The sequence below is a fragment of the Proteiniclasticum aestuarii genome, from assembly GCF_017368455.1.
Lineage (GTDB): Bacteria > Bacillota > Clostridia > Clostridiales > Clostridiaceae > Proteiniclasticum > Proteiniclasticum aestuarii.
The window spans coordinates 98,845-116,566 of record NZ_JAFNJU010000003.1 but is presented as its reverse complement, the minus strand read 5'-3'; the positions used below and the strand labels follow the sequence as shown (position 1 = coordinate 116,566).

General features: G+C 47.6%; 18 protein-coding genes and 1 tRNA gene. 15 read left to right on the top strand and 4 right to left on the bottom strand.

Going from position 1 to position 17,722, the window contains the following annotated elements:
• The first annotated feature begins 5 nt into the window (after positions 1 to 5).
• The 9 genes from treC to J3A84_RS05030 all read left to right on the top strand — a co-directional run bounded on the left by treC (position 6) and on the right by J3A84_RS05030 (position 8,303).
• Positions 6 to 1,679, top strand: coding sequence for an alpha,alpha-phosphotrehalase (gene treC / locus J3A84_RS05070; RefSeq protein WP_207598924.1), 1,674 nt, complete (start codon positions 6 to 8; stop codon positions 1,677 to 1,679).
• Positions 1,680 to 1,708: 29 nt separating this feature from the next.
• A complete protein-coding gene (gene treR / locus J3A84_RS05065; protein ID WP_207598923.1) occupies positions 1,709 to 2,425 on the top strand; it encodes a trehalose operon repressor in 717 nt (238 codons plus the stop codon).
• Positions 2,426 to 2,578: 153 nt separating this feature from the next.
• On the top strand, positions 2,579 to 3,025 hold the full coding sequence (locus J3A84_RS05060) for a nucleoside deaminase (protein ID WP_281069616.1): 447 nt from the start codon (positions 2,579 to 2,581) through the stop codon (positions 3,023 to 3,025).
• Entirely contained in the window at positions 3,018 to 3,905 is an 888-nt protein-coding gene (locus tag J3A84_RS05055) for a phosphatidylserine decarboxylase (protein WP_207598922.1), read from the top strand. Before J3A84_RS05060 ends, J3A84_RS05055 begins: the two co-directional genes overlap by 8 nt.
• Before the next feature lie 80 nt (positions 3,906 to 3,985).
• Positions 3,986 to 5,116 (top strand): patatin-like phospholipase family protein, encoded by a 1,131-nt coding sequence (locus J3A84_RS05050; protein ID WP_207598921.1) that lies wholly within the window; start codon positions 3,986 to 3,988, stop codon positions 5,114 to 5,116.
• A 3-nt stretch (positions 5,117 to 5,119) separates the two neighbouring features.
• Positions 5,120 to 6,145, top strand: a complete 1,026-nt coding sequence (gene ltaE, locus J3A84_RS05045; protein ID WP_207598920.1) for a low-specificity L-threonine aldolase — start codon at positions 5,120 to 5,122, stop codon at positions 6,143 to 6,145.
• A 44-nt stretch (positions 6,146 to 6,189) separates the two neighbouring features.
• Positions 6,190 to 6,266: transfer RNA gene (locus tag J3A84_RS05040), tRNA-Arg, on the top strand.
• A 166-nt stretch (positions 6,267 to 6,432) separates the two neighbouring features.
• Positions 6,433 to 7,689, top strand: coding sequence for an MFS transporter (locus J3A84_RS05035; RefSeq protein WP_207598919.1), 1,257 nt, complete (start codon positions 6,433 to 6,435; stop codon positions 7,687 to 7,689).
• A gap of 167 nt (positions 7,690 to 7,856) precedes the next feature.
• Positions 7,857 to 8,303, top strand: a complete 447-nt coding sequence (locus tag J3A84_RS05030; RefSeq protein ID WP_207598918.1) for a GNAT family N-acetyltransferase — start codon at positions 7,857 to 7,859, stop codon at positions 8,301 to 8,303.
• Between the two features lie 64 nt (positions 8,304 to 8,367).
• On the opposite strand, the gene J3A84_RS05025 is transcribed toward J3A84_RS05030, so the two are convergent.
• On the bottom strand, positions 8,368 to 8,598 hold the full coding sequence (locus tag J3A84_RS05025; protein ID WP_207598917.1) for a hypothetical protein: 231 nt from the start codon (positions 8,596 to 8,598) through the stop codon (positions 8,368 to 8,370).
• 229 nt (positions 8,599 to 8,827) lie between these two features.
• Between J3A84_RS05025 and J3A84_RS05020 the strand changes: the two genes are divergently transcribed.
• Together J3A84_RS05020 and J3A84_RS05015 are read left to right on the top strand one after the other, a co-directional pair.
• Positions 8,828 to 9,718 carry a DegV family protein gene (locus tag J3A84_RS05020; protein WP_207598916.1) on the top strand — a complete coding sequence of 297 codons (891 nt, stop codon included), beginning with the start codon at positions 8,828 to 8,830 and terminating at the stop codon, positions 9,716 to 9,718.
• A gap of 12 nt (positions 9,719 to 9,730) precedes the next feature.
• Positions 9,731 to 10,237, top strand: a complete 507-nt coding sequence (locus J3A84_RS05015; RefSeq protein WP_207598915.1) for a hypothetical protein — start codon at positions 9,731 to 9,733, stop codon at positions 10,235 to 10,237.
• Positions 10,238 to 10,337: 100 nt separating this feature from the next.
• Here J3A84_RS05015 and pepT read toward each other — a convergent pair whose 3' ends face one another.
• Both pepT and J3A84_RS05005 read right to left on the bottom strand, forming a co-directional pair.
• Positions 10,338 to 11,561, bottom strand: coding sequence for a peptidase T (gene pepT / locus J3A84_RS05010; protein WP_207598914.1), 1,224 nt, complete (start codon positions 11,559 to 11,561; stop codon positions 10,338 to 10,340).
• 61 nt (positions 11,562 to 11,622) lie between these two features.
• Positions 11,623 to 12,582, bottom strand: a complete 960-nt coding sequence (locus tag J3A84_RS05005; protein ID WP_207598913.1) for a 3'-5' exoribonuclease YhaM family protein — start codon at positions 12,580 to 12,582, stop codon at positions 11,623 to 11,625.
• 109 nt (positions 12,583 to 12,691) lie between these two features.
• On the opposite strand from J3A84_RS05005, the gene J3A84_RS05000 reads away from it, so the two are divergent.
• The 4 genes from J3A84_RS05000 (at position 12,692) to J3A84_RS04985 (ending at position 17,163) form a co-directional block, all read left to right on the top strand.
• The gene (locus tag J3A84_RS05000; protein WP_207598912.1) at positions 12,692 to 14,029 is read left to right on the top strand and encodes a CCA tRNA nucleotidyltransferase; all 1,338 of its coding nucleotides are present in this window, start codon (positions 12,692 to 12,694) and stop codon (positions 14,027 to 14,029) included.
• Positions 14,026 to 14,955 (top strand): AEC family transporter, encoded by a 930-nt coding sequence (locus J3A84_RS04995; protein ID WP_207598911.1) that lies wholly within the window; start codon positions 14,026 to 14,028, stop codon positions 14,953 to 14,955. Before J3A84_RS05000 ends, J3A84_RS04995 begins: the two co-directional genes overlap by 4 nt.
• Positions 14,956 to 15,079: 124 nt before the next feature.
• Entirely contained in the window at positions 15,080 to 16,429 is a 1,350-nt protein-coding gene (locus tag J3A84_RS04990; protein ID WP_207598910.1) for a putative DNA modification/repair radical SAM protein, read from the top strand.
• A gap of 8 nt (positions 16,430 to 16,437) precedes the next feature.
• Positions 16,438 to 17,163: a TIGR03915 family putative DNA repair protein gene (locus J3A84_RS04985; RefSeq protein WP_242694042.1), complete on the top strand. Its 726-nt coding sequence runs from the start codon at positions 16,438 to 16,440 to the stop codon at positions 17,161 to 17,163.
• A 332-nt stretch (positions 17,164 to 17,495) separates the two neighbouring features.
• Here J3A84_RS04985 and J3A84_RS04980 read toward each other — a convergent pair whose 3' ends face one another.
• Complete coding sequence (locus J3A84_RS04980; RefSeq protein WP_207598908.1) at positions 17,496 to 17,657, bottom strand: DNA-binding protein; 162 nt, start codon at positions 17,655 to 17,657, stop codon at positions 17,496 to 17,498.
• Positions 17,658 to 17,722: the final 65 nt, after the last annotated feature.

Genomic DNA, 17,722 nt, shown 5'->3' with positions numbered 1-17,722 from the left:
AGAACTTGAAGAATTTTAACGACAGTGTCATCTATCAGATCTATGTGAAGTCCTTCATGGATTCCAACGGGGATGGCCTTGGGGACATACCTGGAATCACGAGCAGACTGGATTATCTGGAGAAACTGGGTGTGGATTACCTCTGGCTTACTCCTGTATTTGTGTCTCCAATGAACGACAACGGCTACGATGTGGCCGACTATTACAAGGTGGATCCTTCCTTCGGAACCCTTGAGGACCTGGAACATCTCATTTCCGAAGCGAAGAAGAAAGGCATGGGCATCATGCTGGACATGGTGTTCAATCATACTTCCACCCATCATGAATGGTTCCAGAAGGCATTGAAAGGAGATCCGAAATATAAGGATTATTACATCTTCAGAAAAGGAAAGGATGGGGGTCCACCCACCAACTGGATGTCGAAATTCGGAGGAAATGCCTGGGCATACGTGCCCGAATTTGATGAATACTATCTGCATCTCTTCGACAGGACCCAGGCGGACCTGAACTGGGAAAACCAGGAGGTCAGAGAAGAGCTGTACCGGATCGTCAATTTCTGGCTGGAAAAAGGGGTCAGCGGATTCCGCTTCGATGTGGTGAATCTCATCTCAAAACCCGATTCATTCATGGATGATGAAATCGGTGACGGAAGAAGATTCTACACCGATGGTCCGAAAATCCATCAGTATCTCAAGGAACTCAACAGAAGAAGCTTCGGCAGAGTGGAGGACACCATCACCGTCGGTGAGATGTCTTCCACCACCCTTGAAAACTGCGTCCGGTATTCTCATCCCGATGAGGATGAGCTCAGCATGGTCTTCAATTTTCATCACCTGAAGGTGGATTACGATGAAGGCGACAAATGGTCGCTCATGGATTTCGATTTCCAGGAGCTGAAGGATATCTTCGACCACTGGCAGTCCGGCATGGATGAGCACGGGGGCAATATGGCCCTGTTCCTCAGTAACCACGATCAGCCCAGAGCCTTGTCCAGATTCGGAGATGATGAAAATTATCCTAAAGAATCCGCAAAGATGCTGGCCACGACTCTTCATATGCTTAAAGGCACACCCTATATCTATCAGGGAGAAGAATTCGGCATGACCAATGCCTATTTCACGTCAATCGAAGAATATCGGGATGTGGAAAGCACCAACTACTACAATATCCTGAAGGAAGAAGGACTTGCCGAAGAGAAGATCCTTCAGATTCTCCAGGCCAAATCCAGAGACAACGGCCGAACACCGATCCTATGGAACGATGACGAGGGACATGGCTTCACAAGTAGCACGCCCTGGATTCCCTTCAGCAGAAAGGAGGGCGTCAGTGCAGAAAGGGACCTGAAGGATGAAAGCTCCATCTTTGCCTATTACCAGAAACTCATTCAACTCAGAAAAGAAAATCCGGTGATCCAGAAAGGCTCCTACAAGATGGTCGACAAGAATCATAAAAAGCTCTTTTCCTATCTGAGAACTCTGGATAAGAAGCGCGTTCTCGTAATCAGCAATTTCTATGCGGAACAGGTGTATTTTGACCCTGCACACCACGGACTGCCTGATGGCATGCCGGAAAACTACAAGGTGCTCCTCGGAAATTATGATGGTCTCAGCTGGGACAATGGTAAAATTTCAGTACGGCCTTACGAAACCATGGTATTAAGCATTGAGCCTCATAAATAGTCGTGGTATTATGGATTGGGTGATATGAAATGGCAAAGTACTCAGCTCTATATAACAGAATACAGAAAGATATAGAAGAAGGTATCCTGAAACCGGGAGAAAGACTCCCATCGGAAAAAGAACTGATGGAGACCTATGATCTTTCCAGAGATACGGTAAGAAAGTCCCTCGGTCTTCTTGCGGCCAACAGCTATATCAGAAAAATCAAAGGAAAAGGATCTTTTGTTCTTGAGATGAACCGATTCGATTTTCCCGTGGCAGGACTCATCAGTTTCAAGGAAATGGCGAAACGCACCAACATGAAGAGCCATTACACAGAAGTGGTCCGGCTCCGGCTCCTGAAGGAATCGGCTTTCCCTGTACACGCGGTGGAACAGAATGAACTGAAGGACATCTGGGAACTCATCCGTGTGAGAGTCATCGATGGAAGAAGAGTAATCCTTGATAAGGACTACTTCTACAAAGATGTGGTGGGTGAGCTTACAGAGGAAGTCTGCAAAGGATCTATATATGAGTATTTCGAGAAAGAACTCGGCATTACCATCGGACATGCGCACAAGGAAATCATCATAGAAAAAGCCACCGAAGAGGACCGGAAGAATCTGGATCTCCAGGACTATGACGTGGTGGCCGTGGTGAATTCGCTGGTGTATCTGGAAACCGGGAAACTTTTTCAGTTCACGCAGTCCAGACACTGTCCCGATAAGTTCAGATTCATCGATGTGGCAAGAAGAGTCCGGCCCTGATCTGTAGGAAAGAATCTAACCAGGCATCACAGCATATGTGGTTCCTGGTTTCTTTTTCTTTTAGTGGCGGAAAACCCCAACTTCCATTACAATGATTCTAATGGAAAAACTGATGAGCATAGCTCAGTTCATGGAAGGAAGAGCGGCAGAGAAATGATGGATTTTTACAAGGAAGCGCTACTGGAAGCGAAAAAGGCCTATACTGAAAATGAAGTGCCTGTGGGCTGTGTAGTGGTGAAAGACGGCGAGATCATCGGCAGAGGAAGAAATCACATGGAAGGAAAAAGTGACCCTTCAGGCCACGCGGAAGTCATGGCCATCAGAGAAGCGGCCGAAAAACTCGGTACATGGCGGCTTACGGGCTGCACCCTCTATGTGACCCTGGAGCCCTGCCTCATGTGTTCCGCCCTGATCCGGAAATCAAGAATAAGAAAAGTCTATATCGGTGCCATCGAGCCCCGTGAGGGTGCCTTCGGAAGCGCTCTGTCCATCAATGACCTTCCCCCCAGAGATCATCATGTGGAAGCTTTCTGGCTGCATGATGAGGCCTCTGAAGCCCTTCTCAGGAATTTTTTTAAGGAGCTTAGACGAAATGATTGAAGTATACGACAGAAAAGAGAACCGAATGAAAGAGGAACAGGTGGTAGGAGGAAGTCTTCTGAAGCTCCTCTATGAAAAACCCTATAGCAAGCCTTTTCTTTATTTCGTGAAGAGAAAGTTCTTCTCCGACCTCTATGGCAGACTCATGGACACCCCATGGTCCAAACGCCTGATCAAAGGCTTCATCAAGGATCATGGCCTCAATATGGAGGAGTCCCTGAAGGCCGAAGAGGATTTCGCCACTTTCAATGATTTTTTCACAAGAAAGCTGAAACCCGAAGCCAGACCCTTTGACGCTAAAGATGAGATCTTCATCAGTCCCTGCGATGCTAGAATGCTCGCTTTTCAGGATATTCACGTGGAAGAAGTGATCCAGGTGAAGGGCCTCACCTATGCCCTGAAGGATCTGATTCAGGATGAGTCCCTGGCGGAAAAGTATGAGGGCGGCACAGTGATGATCTTCCGGCTCAATCCTCTGGACTATCACCGATTTCATTTTCCCGATGACGGGGTACCCCATCCCACCCATACCATGGACGGTCTCTATTACTCCGTGAATCCGGTGGCACTGAAGTCCATTCCAAGGCTCTATGTGGAAAACAAAAGAGCGGTGACGAAGTTCGACAGCAGAAACTTCGGTCCACTACTTTTTGTGGAAGTAGGCGCCACCAATGTCGGCACCATCATCCAGACCCACAAGGACTGTACTCCTGTGAAGCGTGGAAGTGAAAAGGGCTATTTCCGATTCGGAGGATCCACACTGATTCTATTCGCAGAAAAGGACCGGGTCAGGATGGATGAGGATCTGCTTCTGCGCTCTCAGGATGGCATCGAGACCAGAGTGCTCTTTGGCGAGTCCATTGGAAGGGCTGCAAATTAATAAACAGTTTACGCAACGGAAAGACTCTGGAAAGAGTTCTGCTGTATGGTTAGAATACAGTGAAGAAAGGAGATGGGTTCATGTACGGCCTGGCATTAGGCGGCGGAGGCTCCCGAGGGTCCTATGAGATCGGGGTTCTGAAGGCGCTGAAGGAAATGAATATAGAGATCGGCGCCATCACAGGGACATCCATCGGAGCCATCAACGGCGCTTCTTTTCTCATGGGTGATATGGAGCTCATGGAGGAAATCTGGAAATCCTTGAACAGAGATTCTCTGATCAAGTTCAAAGATATCAGCATTCCTGATGTCATCAAGAACAGAGGGTTTGATTTCGATATCCTCATGGACCTCCTGAAAAAGCACATCAAGGAAGAAGTGATCCGGAGCAATCCCATCGATTTCGGGATCGTCACCTACAATCTCAGCACACGGGAACCGGTGGTGCTGTTCAAGGAGGACATTCCCGAAGGAAAGCTTGTGGAATATGTGGGCGCCAGCGCCAACCATCCTTCCTTCGAAAGGCTCACCATAGAGGGAGAGGCTTATATCGATGGCGCCGTCTACAACAACATCCCGGTACTCCCTCTTCATAAGAAGGGATATCAGGATATCATTGCCGTGAACCTGCACACCTTCGGTGACTGGAAAAGTCTAAAGGGGCCTTACAACCTGGTGGAAATCAAGTCTGAAAAGCCACTGGGCTCCGTTCTGTTCCCGGATCCGGATACCATCCGCAAGAACATGACTTTAGGCTATCTGGATACGCTGAAGACCTTCGGAAAAGTCCACGGGTACCACTATTACTTCAGAACCCTGGATGATTTCACGCTCCTGAACTCATTAAGCGCAGAAGAGATCAGGGAACTGAGAAGAGAGGTGAGCCCGGTCTTTCTCAACAAGACTCTGGGGCACTATGAAAATAAACTCAGGGAAGATTATTCCCTCACCCTATCCGGGCTTGAAATCACGGCAGAAGTGCTCAGAATCGACAATACGAAGATCTATGCCCATCAGGGAGAACTTCTGGATGAGATCCTGAAGGCCGTCCATGAGGTCGTGAGAGGCACCAGCAGACTGCCGCTCAAAGAAAGAATCATCTTCAAAGAACTGGATGCAACGGCATTCAAGGCATTGGAACTGGCAGCGCCCAAGATTGCCATCGCCAATCTGTTCCTGAAGATCCTGCAAAACAGAATTATAGGAGTGTAACGTATGGAAAAAATCGATTTAAGAAGCGACACAGTCACCCATCCCACCGAAAAAATGAGACAGCTCATGGCCACCGCCCCAGTGGGGGATGATGTCTATGGAGATGACGAAACCGTCATCAGACTGGAGAAAACAGCAGCGGAGCTTCTGGGCAAGGAAGCGGCCATGTTTGTCCCCTCTGGGGTTTTCGGAAATCAGGTTTCCGTCCTGACCCACACGAAGAGAGCCCAGGAGATCATTCTGGGTGAGAAATGCCATATCATTGAGCATGAAGCGGGCTCTGTGGCTCTCATCTCCAATGTGCAGACAAGAACCATCGACGACAGCACCGGCGAAATGGACCCCAGAGAAGTGGAAAGAATCATCCGCAAGGCGGAAGACATCCACTTCCCCCACACCGGTCTCATCTGCGTGGAGACGGCCCATTCCACTGGAAATGTGGCTTCCCTGGAGAACCTTCAGGAGATCCGTGCCATCGCGAAGAAACACGGCATACCGGTTCATCTGGATGGAGCAAGACTCTTCAACGCCGCCACCTATCTGGGCGTGGAAGGAAAAGACATCGCAGAGCATGCGGACTCTATCTCCCTCTGCCTCTCCAAAGGACTCTGCGCTCCTGTAGGGTCTGTAGTGGCAGGCACGAAGGCGTTCATCCATGAAGCCAGGAAAAACAGGAAGATTCTCGGCGGAGGCATGAGACAGGCAGGCATTCTTGCAGCAGCAGGTCTGGAAGCCCTGGAGATGAGAAAGAGGCTGAAGGAAGACCATGACAATGCGCTGTACTTCGGCGAAGAGCTTGATAAGATTCCCGGCATCAGGGTCCATAAGGATGCCATCAAAATCAACATGATCTTCTTTGATATTGAAAAAGAGAATTTCGACGATGAAAAGTTCGTGTCGCACCTCAAGGACAGAGACATTCTCATCAATGGACAGGACGGCGGTCTTTACCGCTTTGTGACCCATTACTACATCACCCGGGAGAGAATGGATGCGGTCCTTGAAATTCTCAGAGAATATTTCAGATAGTAAATTGAAAATCCGGCTTAATTGTGGTACTATGATTAAGTTCAGCAGTGGTAGCTCAGCTGGATAGAGTAATCGGCTACGAACCGATCGGTCGGGGGTTCGAATCCCTCTCACTGCACCATAACCAATGAAATCTTCGGGTTTCATTGGTTTTTGTTTTGCCTAGAAAACCGAATCTGTTCCGAAATGATATTTCCTGTATTTCACTTTGGGCTGATGAAGTTCCTCTTGTGCTACAATATTGCCTATATATGATTCAGAATATGGAAAAGGAACGGTTGAATACATTGAATAAATTATGGACAAGAGATTTCAAGATCATCACCATAGGCTCCATCATCTCCATGCTCGGAAATTCCGTGGCGGGATTCGCCATCGGGCTGCTGGTCCTGGATTATACCCAGTCGACACTGCTTTTCTCCCTGTTCATGGTGGTCTACAATCTGCCCAAGATCATAGCCCCTCTTTTTGCAGGTCCTTATATGGACCGGTTCTCCCGAAAGAAGGTCATCTACACTCTGGATTTTTTCTCCTCGGCGGTGTTCTTTCTGATGTTTCTGCTCCTCCGAGCCGACTGGTTCAATTATCCGGTGTTTCTCGCAATCGTCCTCCTCATCGGAACCATCGATGGCGTATACAGTGTAGCCTATGAAAGCTTCTATCCGAATCTGGTTTCCAAAGGAAACTTTTCCAAGGCCTACTCCATCTCCAGCATGATCTATCCCCTGGCTGCCTTCATGGTGCCTGTGGCTTCGCTCATCTATACCTCCACAGGTTCTGCCGCACCCCTCTTCGCCTTCAATGCTGTGACTTTTTTTGTGGCGGCGCTCTTTGAAACGAGAATCGGGTATACCGAAAAACACATGACGGACAATCAGAGTGAAGACAAGGGCTTTTCCATGGTCACCTACAAAGCGGACTTCAAGGAAGGTCTCGCATATATGAAGGCGGAGAAGGGCCTCCAGGTGATCACCGCCTACTTCTTCATCTCCATGTTCGCAGGTGGCGGCATCCACATCCTTCATCTGCCTTTCTTCAAGAACAATCCGGAACTTTTCGCGAACATCCCCATCAATGTGGTGACCCTTTATACCATCATCAGCAGTTTCGGTGTACTGGGAAGACTCACCGGCGGATTCATTCATTACAAGTACAAGTATCCCGTAGACAAGAAATTCCTCATCGCCCTCACCGTCTACACGACGATCTCCATCCTGGAAGCCTTCAATCTCTACTTCCCCGTACCGCTTATGATGCTGAGCTTCTTCATCATCGGCATCATGGGGGTCACCTCCTTCAACATCCGGATCTCCGCCACCCAGTCCTATGTGCCGGATGTGAAAAGAGGCCGATTCAACGGAACCTTCCAGATGATCGTATCGGCAGGAAACATTCTGGGACAGCTTCTGGCAGGATTTCTCGGAGAAATCTACCACGAAAGACATGTCATCATGCTGTTCATGGCCGTGAATCTTCTGGCTGTCATCTTCATCATGTACAATAAAAGAGAACACGTGAAAAAGATCTACAACAGGAGAGTCTGACTCTTCTGCCGTAGATCTTTTCCTTTTTCCTGAAGAAGAGAATCCCGATTGTTCTTCTCCCAGATTTTTTGGTATACTTTCTTCAATAATCAGTTTTTCATCCTCAGCACTTTCCTTGGATTTAGGTCAATCCATCCGAAAGGCAGGAAGATGACATGGAGGTTCCAATGTTTGAAGTCAGATACATCCATTCTCGAGAAACTCTCCCGATCAGGCAAAAGATTCTTCGCCCCTATCAGTCTCAGGAGGCATGCCTCTACGACACGGATGATGCCGAGGGCTCCTTTCACGTGGGTGCCTTCCATGACATGAAGCTCGTCAGCATCGCTTCCTTCTGCCCTTGGCAGCATGAAGAGCTGGAAGGGACTTTTCACTACAGACTGCGGGCCATGGCCACACTTCCCGAATACCGGAGAATGGGGGCCGGAAAACAGGTGGTGCAGTATGCGGAAGAAATTCTGAGGGAGAAAGGCGTAGACATCCTCTGGTGCCAGGGAAGAACATCGGTGACAGGGTATTACGAAAGACTCGGATTTCTTCCTCAGGGAGATGTCTTCGACTATCCGCCCATCGGACCCCATATCCTTCTCGTTAAAAATCTCTCAGGCAGATGATGACATCTGAAGGCTTCAATATAATCTTCCAGGACTGAAAAAAGGATTCATTCGAATCCTTTTTTCATACCCTGGTCCAGTCCTTATTTAAGCCTGTCTCGATCTTTTCGATGAGATTTTCCATATCCCTGATATCCTCTTTCAGCTCCAGTGAATTCACCACAGGCATGCCGTCATGGTCCACTTCCCCATAGGTCTCGATGTCGATCATGGCCTCATGCAGTTCCACGGCCTGGTCCTTTGCACTTCGTACATATTTAATCAGCTTTTTAAGCTCTTCCTTTGAAAACTCCATCGTATTCCTCTCACTTCTCTTTTTTCATCATAATACCACAGTCTATAATTTCCATATAGGAGGAAAACCCAAGAAAATTTTAATAATTTGAATATACTCCTATGGTATACTTATTAGAACATCGGTTATTATTATTTTAACACAAGCCCAGGAGATGTTAAGGAATTATTATACTTACTACACTATGAAAAGGAGGATGCTCGATTCACTCTTGAATCGGGATAATGCAATGATGAATTTTAAGATTTTAACGGATTCCGGATGCGATATGCCTTTCGAAAAGCTTCATGAACAGGGGGTTGATGTCATCGGTATGGCAGTGAACTTCAATGGCAAGGAATACATTGAAGACAACTGGCAAAGCATCGATGCACACAGCTACTACAATGCTTTAAAAGAAGGTGCCACACCAACCACAAGTCAGATCACTCCTGCCCGTTTTTATGAATTTTTCAGACCCTACCTGGAAGAAGGCTTAGATGTTCTCTATGTAGGATTCTCATCCTCTCTGAGCGGAACATTCGGTGCTGCCAATGTGGCTCGAAATATGCTGAAAGAAGACTATCCTGAAAGAAGAGTGGAACTTATCGACACCATGAGCGCTTCCGTGGGCGTCTCCCTGCTGGTTCTGGAAGCTGCAAAGATGCAGAAGAAGGGTTCCTCCATGGATGACATCATGCAAATGCTGGAAGAGAAGAAGTTCCAAGTGAACCACATCTTTACGGTGGACGATCTCAACCATCTGAAAAGAGGTGGACGCGTTTCCAGCTTTTCAGCAGCCATGGGTACCATGCTTTCCATAAAGCCCATTCTCTATATGAGCAGAGAAGGCAAGCTTCTGAACATCGAAAAGGCAAAGGGAAGAAAGAAATCCCTGCATATTCTGGTGGATTATCTTGAGAAGGGTCTGATAAATCCCAACTCCTCTTCCGTGCTGATTGCCCACGGCAACTGCCCTGAAGATGTGGCTCTTCTGGAAAAACTCATACGAGAGAGGAATCTTTCACAGGATATCACTTCCGTGACCATGGGCATGACCATCGGTGCACACACAGGCGCCAATGTGATCAATATGGTCTTCTTCGGAAAAGACCGTGAAGAGACCCTCAGCAAAGCATAGATGGGTGCTTATATGATACCAAAGGAATCTCTGAAGAAATACGTGCTCACCGGCATCACCATCCTGACTCTGGTGGAAGCCTACTTCTATTACCGGGCACTGAAAGACTATATCGGAGTCTATCAGGCTTCCATCTTCATACCACTTCTGCTCCAGCCCATCTTCTATCGGAAGCTCTTTCAGAGCGGTGAGAAAGTGTCGCTGAAAAGCTGGAAAGTGTTACCCCTCATTGCGGTGAGTCTTCTTCTTCCTTTACTCATCTGGTACACGATCCCTGACTATACCTATGAGGAAGGGAAAGCACTTGTGGAAGCGTCCATGGATGAAAGCGCGGTTTTTCCTGAACAGGAATTCCAGAGCCGCACCATCCCTGCCATGGGCAGACAGAAGGGTATCCTGCATAGCAATAGAATCTATTACTATACGGCAGAAGTGGACGGGACCAAAAGCTATCATGTGGTGGATCCCATAACAGGTGACGTCCAGGAGCTGGAAGAGGATTATTTCAGAAGAGAATAAATTGAATATTTCAGCTAAAATAGAGGAAAGGAGCTGTTCAAAATGATGAACGGCTCCTTTCCCCTTTTTCATTCAATTATGTGTCCTTAGATTTTTTGTCCTACGCTTCCTGCTCCGCAAAGATCTCGATGAGATTCAGAAGCACCTCCACCGCTTTGTCCATGGAAGATACAGAGATGAACTCATATCTTCCATGATAGTTTTCACCACCGGTGAAGATATTCGGACAGGGAAGACCCATGTATGAAAGCTGGGCACCATCGGTTCCCCCACGGATGGGCTTGATGTCCGGTGTGACACCGGCCTTCATCATAGCCTGCTTCGCATTCTCCACCAGATACATGTGGGGCTCGATCTTGGTCTTCATGTTCCTGTACTGATCATGAAGCTCCACGGTGACCGTGCCTTCTCCGTATTTCTCGTTAAGCGCATCTGCCGCTTCCAGCATCTTCTTCTTTCGATCTTCAAAGGACTCCTCAAAGAAATCTCTGATGATGTAGTCCAGGCTGGTGCCATCCACATGTCCCTTGAATTCATTCAGATGGTAGAACCCTTCGTATTTCTCCGTATGCTCCGGTGTATCCTTGCGATCGAAGAAATCCGCATATTCCATGGCGATGAATATGGAGTTCACCATCTTATCCTTGGCCGTACCCGGGTGCACGTTTCTTCCTCTGACCGTGACTTTCGCGGAAGCCGCATTGAAGTTTTCATACTCCAGCTCTCCCAGCGGTCCTCCGTCCATGGTATAGGCCACATCGGCGCCGAAGGCTTCCACATCGAAATGATGGGGTCCACGACCGATTTCCTCATCCGGCGTGAAGGCCACGTGTATGTCTCCGTGGATGAAATCCTTATCCTTTACAATATGCTCCAGAGCAGCCATGATTTCAGCTACCCCCGCCTTGTCATCTGCACCCAGAAGGGTGGTTCCGTCTGTGACCACAAGCTCCTGCCCCACATAACCGGAAAGAGCCGGAAACTCCGATTCCTTCAGAATAATTCCGTTCTCCTCATGGAGAACGATGTCTCCACCTTCATACTTCACGATTCTCGGATTCACATCCTTGCCGCTCATATCCGGTGAGGTATCCACATGGGCAAGCAGTCCCAGTTTTTTCAGCTTCTTATCCGAGTTGCTTCTGAGAAAACCGAAAAGATAGCCCTTCTCATCCAGTTTCGTTTCCAGTCCCAGCTCTTCCAGTTCCTTTTTCAGTTCTAGGGTGAGCACCATCTGCCCCTTTGTTGAAGGCACAGATGTGCTGTTTTCATCGGAAGTGGTGTCGTATTTGACATATTTCAATAGTTTTTCCACTGCGCTCATTTAAGACCCTCCTCATTCTATATATTAGATGCGTTCATTTGACTCGTAACAGATTCTTTCCTTACAGCTTCGGATTGTAGATTCTTCTTCTGTCCAGTGAGAAAATACTTTCAGATAAAGTACCTGGTTCCAGGTCTCTCACCGCCAGATTGAAGTCAAAGACCCTGGCATCGATCATATCGATGTGGTGAAGAAGCTCCGCTTCCAGGAACATGGGCTTCACAGGACTTCCATATTCCGGCTCGTAGTGATGGGACAGAATCATATGCTCAAGGAGCATTCTCTTCTCATCCGGTGTGCCGAGTCTGTCACAGATCCGATCCACATTCTTGACGCCAAGGGAAATATGTCCCAGAAGATTGCCTTCAATGGTGTATTCACTGACGATGCCCAGCTCAGAAGATTCCATTTCATTCATCTTCTCCAGGTCATGCAGAATGATGCCCGCATAGAGAAGATCCGTATTCACCGTAGTATAGATTCCGGCGATCTGCTGTCCCAGCTTCAGCATGGTCAGCACATGATAAAGCAGTCCGGACCGTATGGCATGATGATTTCTCTTCGCTGCCGGATAGTACATGATTTTATCCACCTTCTCTTCTACAGCAGCCTCCACCACCCTGCGGATATCCTCATCCCTTATGGAAAGAATGAACTTTCGGATTTCATCCAGCATGAAGGTGTTCTTAAGCGGCGCCGTTTCCACGAAATCCTCCGGATCCACTCCATCTTCTTCTGATGAAAGTCTGATCCGATCGATCTTGAACTGATTGCTGTTCATGAAACTGGTGACTGTCCCTCTGGCTTTGACCAGATCGCTTTCCTTGAACATGGTTTCCATTGCCGCAGGTACTTCCCAGAGTTTCCCTGAAATCTCCCCCGTCTTATCTCCGAATATGAAATCCAGATATTTCTTATCGTTTGAGTTGGTGGTCTTCAGATCGACTCTCTTCACGATGAAGAAACAGTCCACACGATCCCCGACGACCAAATCACTAATTTTTTTGCTTGCAAGCTCCATAAAATTCTCCTTCCTGACAAAATAGGTTATAATTAAGTATACAACAACGGTCAATTGAAGACTAACCTTTCTTCGATAATATCTTGACTGACTGGAAAGGATGAGTGCAATGGACATCACCCTGCCAAAAGGCGTCGGATACATCATAAAAGAACTGAATAAAAACGGTCACGAAGCCTACGTGGTGGGTGGATGCATAAGGGACATCCTCATCGGACGGCCTCCGAAAGACTATGACATCACCACCTCGGCAGACCCGGATGAAGTCATCCGCATCTTCAGAAAAACCATTCCCACGGGCATCCGCCATGGCACCGTCGGTGTAGTCACCACCGACGGTATTTATGATGTGACGACGTACCGTGCGGATGGAGAATACATCAACAGCAGATACCCCGCCAATGTGATCTTCATCGATGATCTTGTGGAGGATCTCAGAAGACGGGACATCACCATCAACGCCATCGCCTACAACACCGAAAAAGGAATCATCGATCCCTTCGATGGAACCTCGGACATCAGAGGAAAAATCATCCGGGCTGTGGGAAACCCCATCCTGCGATTCAAGGAAGATGCCTTGAGAATTCTGAGAGCCATCCGTCTGGCCACCACCCTGAACTTCAACATCGAAGAGAAGACCCTTTTCGGCATCGTGGAGACCATGGATGGTCTCCAGTTCATCAGCGTGGAAAGAATCCGGGAAGAACTCAATACCATCTTGCTGTCGGAAACCCCCTCACGAGGAATCTCCATGCTTTTCCAGCTGGGAGTCATGAAATATGTGGTACCTGAACTCATGCCCATGGCTGTCTTTAGCCAGTTCAATCCCCACCATGACAAGGATGTTCTGGGACACACGCTGGATGTGGTGGATCATGTACCCGCAAAGCTCCATTTAAGGCTTGCAGCCCTCTTCCACGACTGTGGCAAGCCTGGAACCTTTACGGTGGACCGAAACGGAACAGGGCACTTCTACGGCCATGAGAAGCGGTCCGTGGAAATCGCCGAAGCCACCCTTTTCAGACTGAAATATGACAGGAAGACCATCAAAAAGGTGCTTGCACTCATTGATAATCATATGGTCAGCCTCGATATGAAGAACGAGCTGAAACTGAAAAAGCTGATCCGAAGACTTGATAAAGAGAACATCAATGATCTCTTCGAACTGAAGACGGCTGATTTCGTCAGCAAACCGGAAAGCAGCGGCACCAAGCTGTTTGAGATCAGCGCTCTGAGAGACCGGATGATGGAGATCATCGAACGGAAGGATCCGCTGGAGATCCGAGACCTGGCCGTAAGCGGTCAGGATGTCATGAACCTGGGCATCAGGGAAGGACGAGAAGTCGGTAGAATTCTCAACACGCTTCTGGAGAAAGTACTGAAAGACCCTAAACTGAACCACAAGGAAACACTGCTGGATATCGCGCGCAAGGAGCTACAAGAATGACTGATAACGTGAAAAATACTATTATTACCATGATGATTCTAGGGACTCTGGGTTTCATCCTGAAAAAAAGCAGAGTCACGGACAAGAGAACCGATAAATTTCTTTCACAGCTTCTGGTGAACTTCTGTACACCGGCCGTGATGATCTATATCAACCTGACGAATTTTTCCATCGCCACCTTCAGAAATTCCTACAGGAGCATTCTGATAGCCATACTCACCATGATCTTCATGAATGTCATCGCCTATGGTGTATCCAAAGCCCTCTCTCTAAGGGGCATGGAACAGGGGGAGTTCATTTCCATGGCCACTTTCTCCAACACCATATTTGTAGGGTTGCCTCTCATAACAGGCATTTTCGGAGAAAGAGCGGTTCCCTATCTGATGCTCTATTTCATCGGAAACACGCTGACCTTCTGGACTCTGGGCATCTATCAGCTGGTCAGAAGCTCCGGTAAAGCCTTCAGCAGCAGAAATCTCCTGAAGATCATCAATCCGCCTATTGTCGGGTTCGCTGTGGGCATCGCGCTCCTCTATTACAATGTGAACCTGCCGACCTACGCCATGGACAGCATCTATTATCTGAGAATCCTCATGACGCCGCTGTCCCTGCTCTTCATGGGCAGCGTCATCGGAGATCTGAAGATGAGCAGCGTAGGGAGCCCCGTCACCACCGTGCTGATTCTGCTTTTGCGTTTTGTTCTGGCACCCATTTCGTGCCTCCTTCTCCTGAAAGCGTTCAACATGCCTGAGGATCTGACAAAGGTCTTCATCGTCTGTGCAGGACTGCCCGTCATGACGAACATCTCCATTGCAGTGGGAAAATACGGCGGCAATCCCTCCTACTCTTCCTTCATGACAGCGCTGACCTCCATCGCCTTCATCTTTGTCATGCCGTTCTATTTCGAACTCTTTGCATTCATTTAAGACCTTCCAGAGGATGAGCCCAGGGCTCATCCTTTTATTTGTTATATTTAAGAACATATGTTTAATTATTATTGCAGTAAAAGAACATATGTGCTATAATTTTCTCAAATGGAGGCGAATTGCAGTGGATATTCTAGATAAAATCAGAATCCTGTCGGATTCAGCAAAATACGATGTATCCTGTTCATCCAGCGGGAGCAGCAGAGGCAGCATCAAGGGAGGCGTAGGCAATGCCGCCGCTGCCGGAATCTGTCACAGCTTCACTGCGGATGGTCGATGCATCAGTCTTCTGAAGATTCTCATGACGAACTTCTGCATCTACGACTGCGCCTACTGTCAGAACAGAATCTCCAGCGATGTGGAGAGAGCGGCTTTCGCACCGGAAGAGCTGATCACCCTCACCATGAGCTTCTACAGAAGAAACTATATTGAAGGACTGTTCCTGAGCTCCGGGGTCATCGTGAGCCCAGACCACACCATGGAGCTCATGATTCGCATCATAAAGACGCTGAGGCAGAGAGAACGCTTCAACGGCTATATTCATGTGAAGGTGATACCTGGAGCCAGCAGTCATCTGGTTCACGAGGCCGGTCTCTATGCCGACCGTGTCAGCGTGAACATTGAACTTCCAGAGGAAACGAACTACAAAGCACTGACACCGGAAAAAAACCGCCTGGCCATTCTGAAACCTATGAAGCAGATTGCAGACAACATCATGGAGAACAAGGAAGAAAAAAGAATTTCCAGGTTCGCGGAGGACTTCGTTCCTGCAGGTCAGTCCACGCAGCTGATCATCGGAGCCACGCCAACCACCGACGGAAAGATCCTCAGTCTCAGTCAGAATCTGTATACCGGATATCATCTGAAGCGCGTCTATTATTCCGCCTACATTCCCGTCAGCACCAACAAGCTTCTGCCTCAACTCACCGCACCTCCGCTTCTGCGTGAACATCGGATCTATCAGGCGGACTGGCTCCTTCGTTTCTATAAATTCACGGCAGGAGAACTCCTGCGTGAACATGAGAACCTCGATGTGAATGTGGACCCGAAGACACAATGGGCCCTCTCTCATATGGAGCTTTTCCCCATGGAAGTGAACAAAGTCAGCTACGAGATGCTGCTTCGCATACCAGGCATCGGTCTCACCTCCGCCAAGAGAATCATCAGGGCAAGAAAACTGGCATCCCTCACCTATGAAGGTCTCAAGAAAATGGGTATCGTACTGACAAGAGCCAAGCATTTCATTCTCATAAACGGAAAATATCACGGTAATTTCGCCATGCGCCCGGAATTCATCTACGAAGCCATCAGTGAAAAGAAAGATCAGATTCAGCTCAGCCTGTTTGAGGAGATCGATCACAGTCTTAGTAGCTTGAATGCTTCTTCCCGAGACATCATTCTGGACAGACAGAATCTCTCACAGATTCTCGCGGATCAGACCATCATCCGCAAATCCCTGGGAGGTGACTTCTAGTGAAGGTGATGCTTTTCGACGGTTCCATGGAAGGACTGCTCATGGCCGTCTATCATGTGTATGTGGATAAAGAGGAGCCCATTCTCTACAGGGTAATGGACTACGAGAGAAATCTCATCGATGAACCCGTTACGCTCACCTTTGACGAGGAACACTTCCAGCGCGTGAAGCGTTCCATGGAGGAGAGATTTGATGTGGAAACCCTCACCCTCATTTCCTACGCGCTGAATCATAGAGACCCTTCGTCTCCGACACTTGTTTTGAGATATATCATCCGCTGTTTTCAGAACCCGAATAATGCGCACAATTATCAGGATGAACTGATCATGAAGGTGACAAAACTCTCCAGACAGGTCTCTCTGGAGAGTCATAGGTTCAAAGGATTTGTGCGGTTTTCACTGGTAGGCACAGTCTACATGGCCAGAATCGATCCGGACCACGACATCCTTCCTTTCATCGCTCCTCATTTCGCAGAGCGCTATGGGGACATGAATTTCATCATCTATGATGCCCATCGTCAGGAAGCAGTTCTATCCAGAGACGGCCAATGGACTGTGAAAAAGGATATCGTGCTGGATGAGAAGCTTCTGCAGGAAGATTCAAGCATCGAAAAGTGGAGGGAGTATTTCACCCACATCGCCATTGCATCCAGAGTGAATCCGAAAGCTCAGAAGCGGTCCATGCCGGGTCGCTACTGGAAAAATCTACCTGAAACGGAGCAAACTATCACCTGAATATCACAATGAGACATTGTTTAACAAAATTACAACAAACCTGCATCATCTTGCATCTCCACGATTTACAGATTTGTTTTGATTTAAATTAAAAAATATTCAATAAAATTATGTTGTTCTTCAAAAAACGGGAAACTTTCCATTGGATGTACGTACAATGAAACAATCTGTTCGAATAGCACTTTAGAAAATCACCCAATTTCAGAACCGATTTACTTAATCGATTAAGTAAACATTTTCCGTTTTGTTAAATATTAAATATCAGGAAAAAGTTCAATGAAAAAACAGGAAAAATCCGGAAGTTCATTAAACATGAATTCCGGATTTTTCCTTTAATCTCTGTCGTTTTCGGTTCTTTTCTCGGAACTGAGAAGAAGATTCAGGATATAGTTGTTCAATGAACGGTTATCGCCCCTTGCTTCATCCGTAAGCTCTTCTTTCAGATCCTGTGGTAAGGTCAGAAGAATCCGAGTTTTGTCTCTACCAACAGCCATCTAAAAACACCCCTATCTTTAATTGCGTGATAAATTATAATTATATTATACTTCAAAATGAAACA

Bases quoted from the DNA above. Each gene is read 5' to 3' on its own strand.
- pepT (WP_207598914.1), bottom strand. From the start codon at position 11,561: ATGAGCGCAGTGGAAAAACTATTGAAATATGTCAAATACGACACCACT.
- J3A84_RS04980 (WP_207598908.1), bottom strand. From the start codon at position 17,657: ATGGCTGTTGGTAGAGACAAAACTCGGATTCTTCTGACCTTACCACAG.
- J3A84_RS05055 (WP_207598922.1), top strand. From the start codon at position 3,018: ATGATTGAAGTATACGACAGAAAAGAGAACCGAATGAAAGAGGAACAG.
- J3A84_RS04985 (WP_242694042.1), top strand. From the start codon at position 16,438: ATGCTTTTCGACGGTTCCATGGAAGGACTGCTCATGGCCGTCTATCAT.
- J3A84_RS05015 (WP_207598915.1), top strand. From the start codon at position 9,731: ATGATACCAAAGGAATCTCTGAAGAAATACGTGCTCACCGGCATCACC.
- J3A84_RS05050 (WP_207598921.1), top strand. From the start codon at position 3,986: ATGTACGGCCTGGCATTAGGCGGCGGAGGCTCCCGAGGGTCCTATGAG.
- J3A84_RS04995 (WP_207598911.1), top strand. From the start codon at position 14,026: ATGACTGATAACGTGAAAAATACTATTATTACCATGATGATTCTAGGG.
- ltaE (WP_207598920.1), top strand. From the start codon at position 5,120: ATGGAAAAAATCGATTTAAGAAGCGACACAGTCACCCATCCCACCGAA.
- J3A84_RS05000 (WP_207598912.1), top strand. From the start codon at position 12,692: ATGGACATCACCCTGCCAAAAGGCGTCGGATACATCATAAAAGAACTG.
- J3A84_RS05060 (WP_281069616.1), top strand. From the start codon at position 2,579: ATGATGGATTTTTACAAGGAAGCGCTACTGGAAGCGAAAAAGGCCTAT.
- J3A84_RS05025 (WP_207598917.1), bottom strand. From the start codon at position 8,598: ATGGAGTTTTCAAAGGAAGAGCTTAAAAAGCTGATTAAATATGTACGA.
- treR (WP_207598923.1), top strand. From the start codon at position 1,709: ATGGCAAAGTACTCAGCTCTATATAACAGAATACAGAAAGATATAGAA.
- J3A84_RS05020 (WP_207598916.1), top strand. From the start codon at position 8,828: ATGATGAATTTTAAGATTTTAACGGATTCCGGATGCGATATGCCTTTC.
- J3A84_RS05030 (WP_207598918.1), top strand. From the start codon at position 7,857: ATGTTTGAAGTCAGATACATCCATTCTCGAGAAACTCTCCCGATCAGG.
- J3A84_RS05005 (WP_207598913.1), bottom strand. From the start codon at position 12,582: ATGGAGCTTGCAAGCAAAAAAATTAGTGATTTGGTCGTCGGGGATCGT.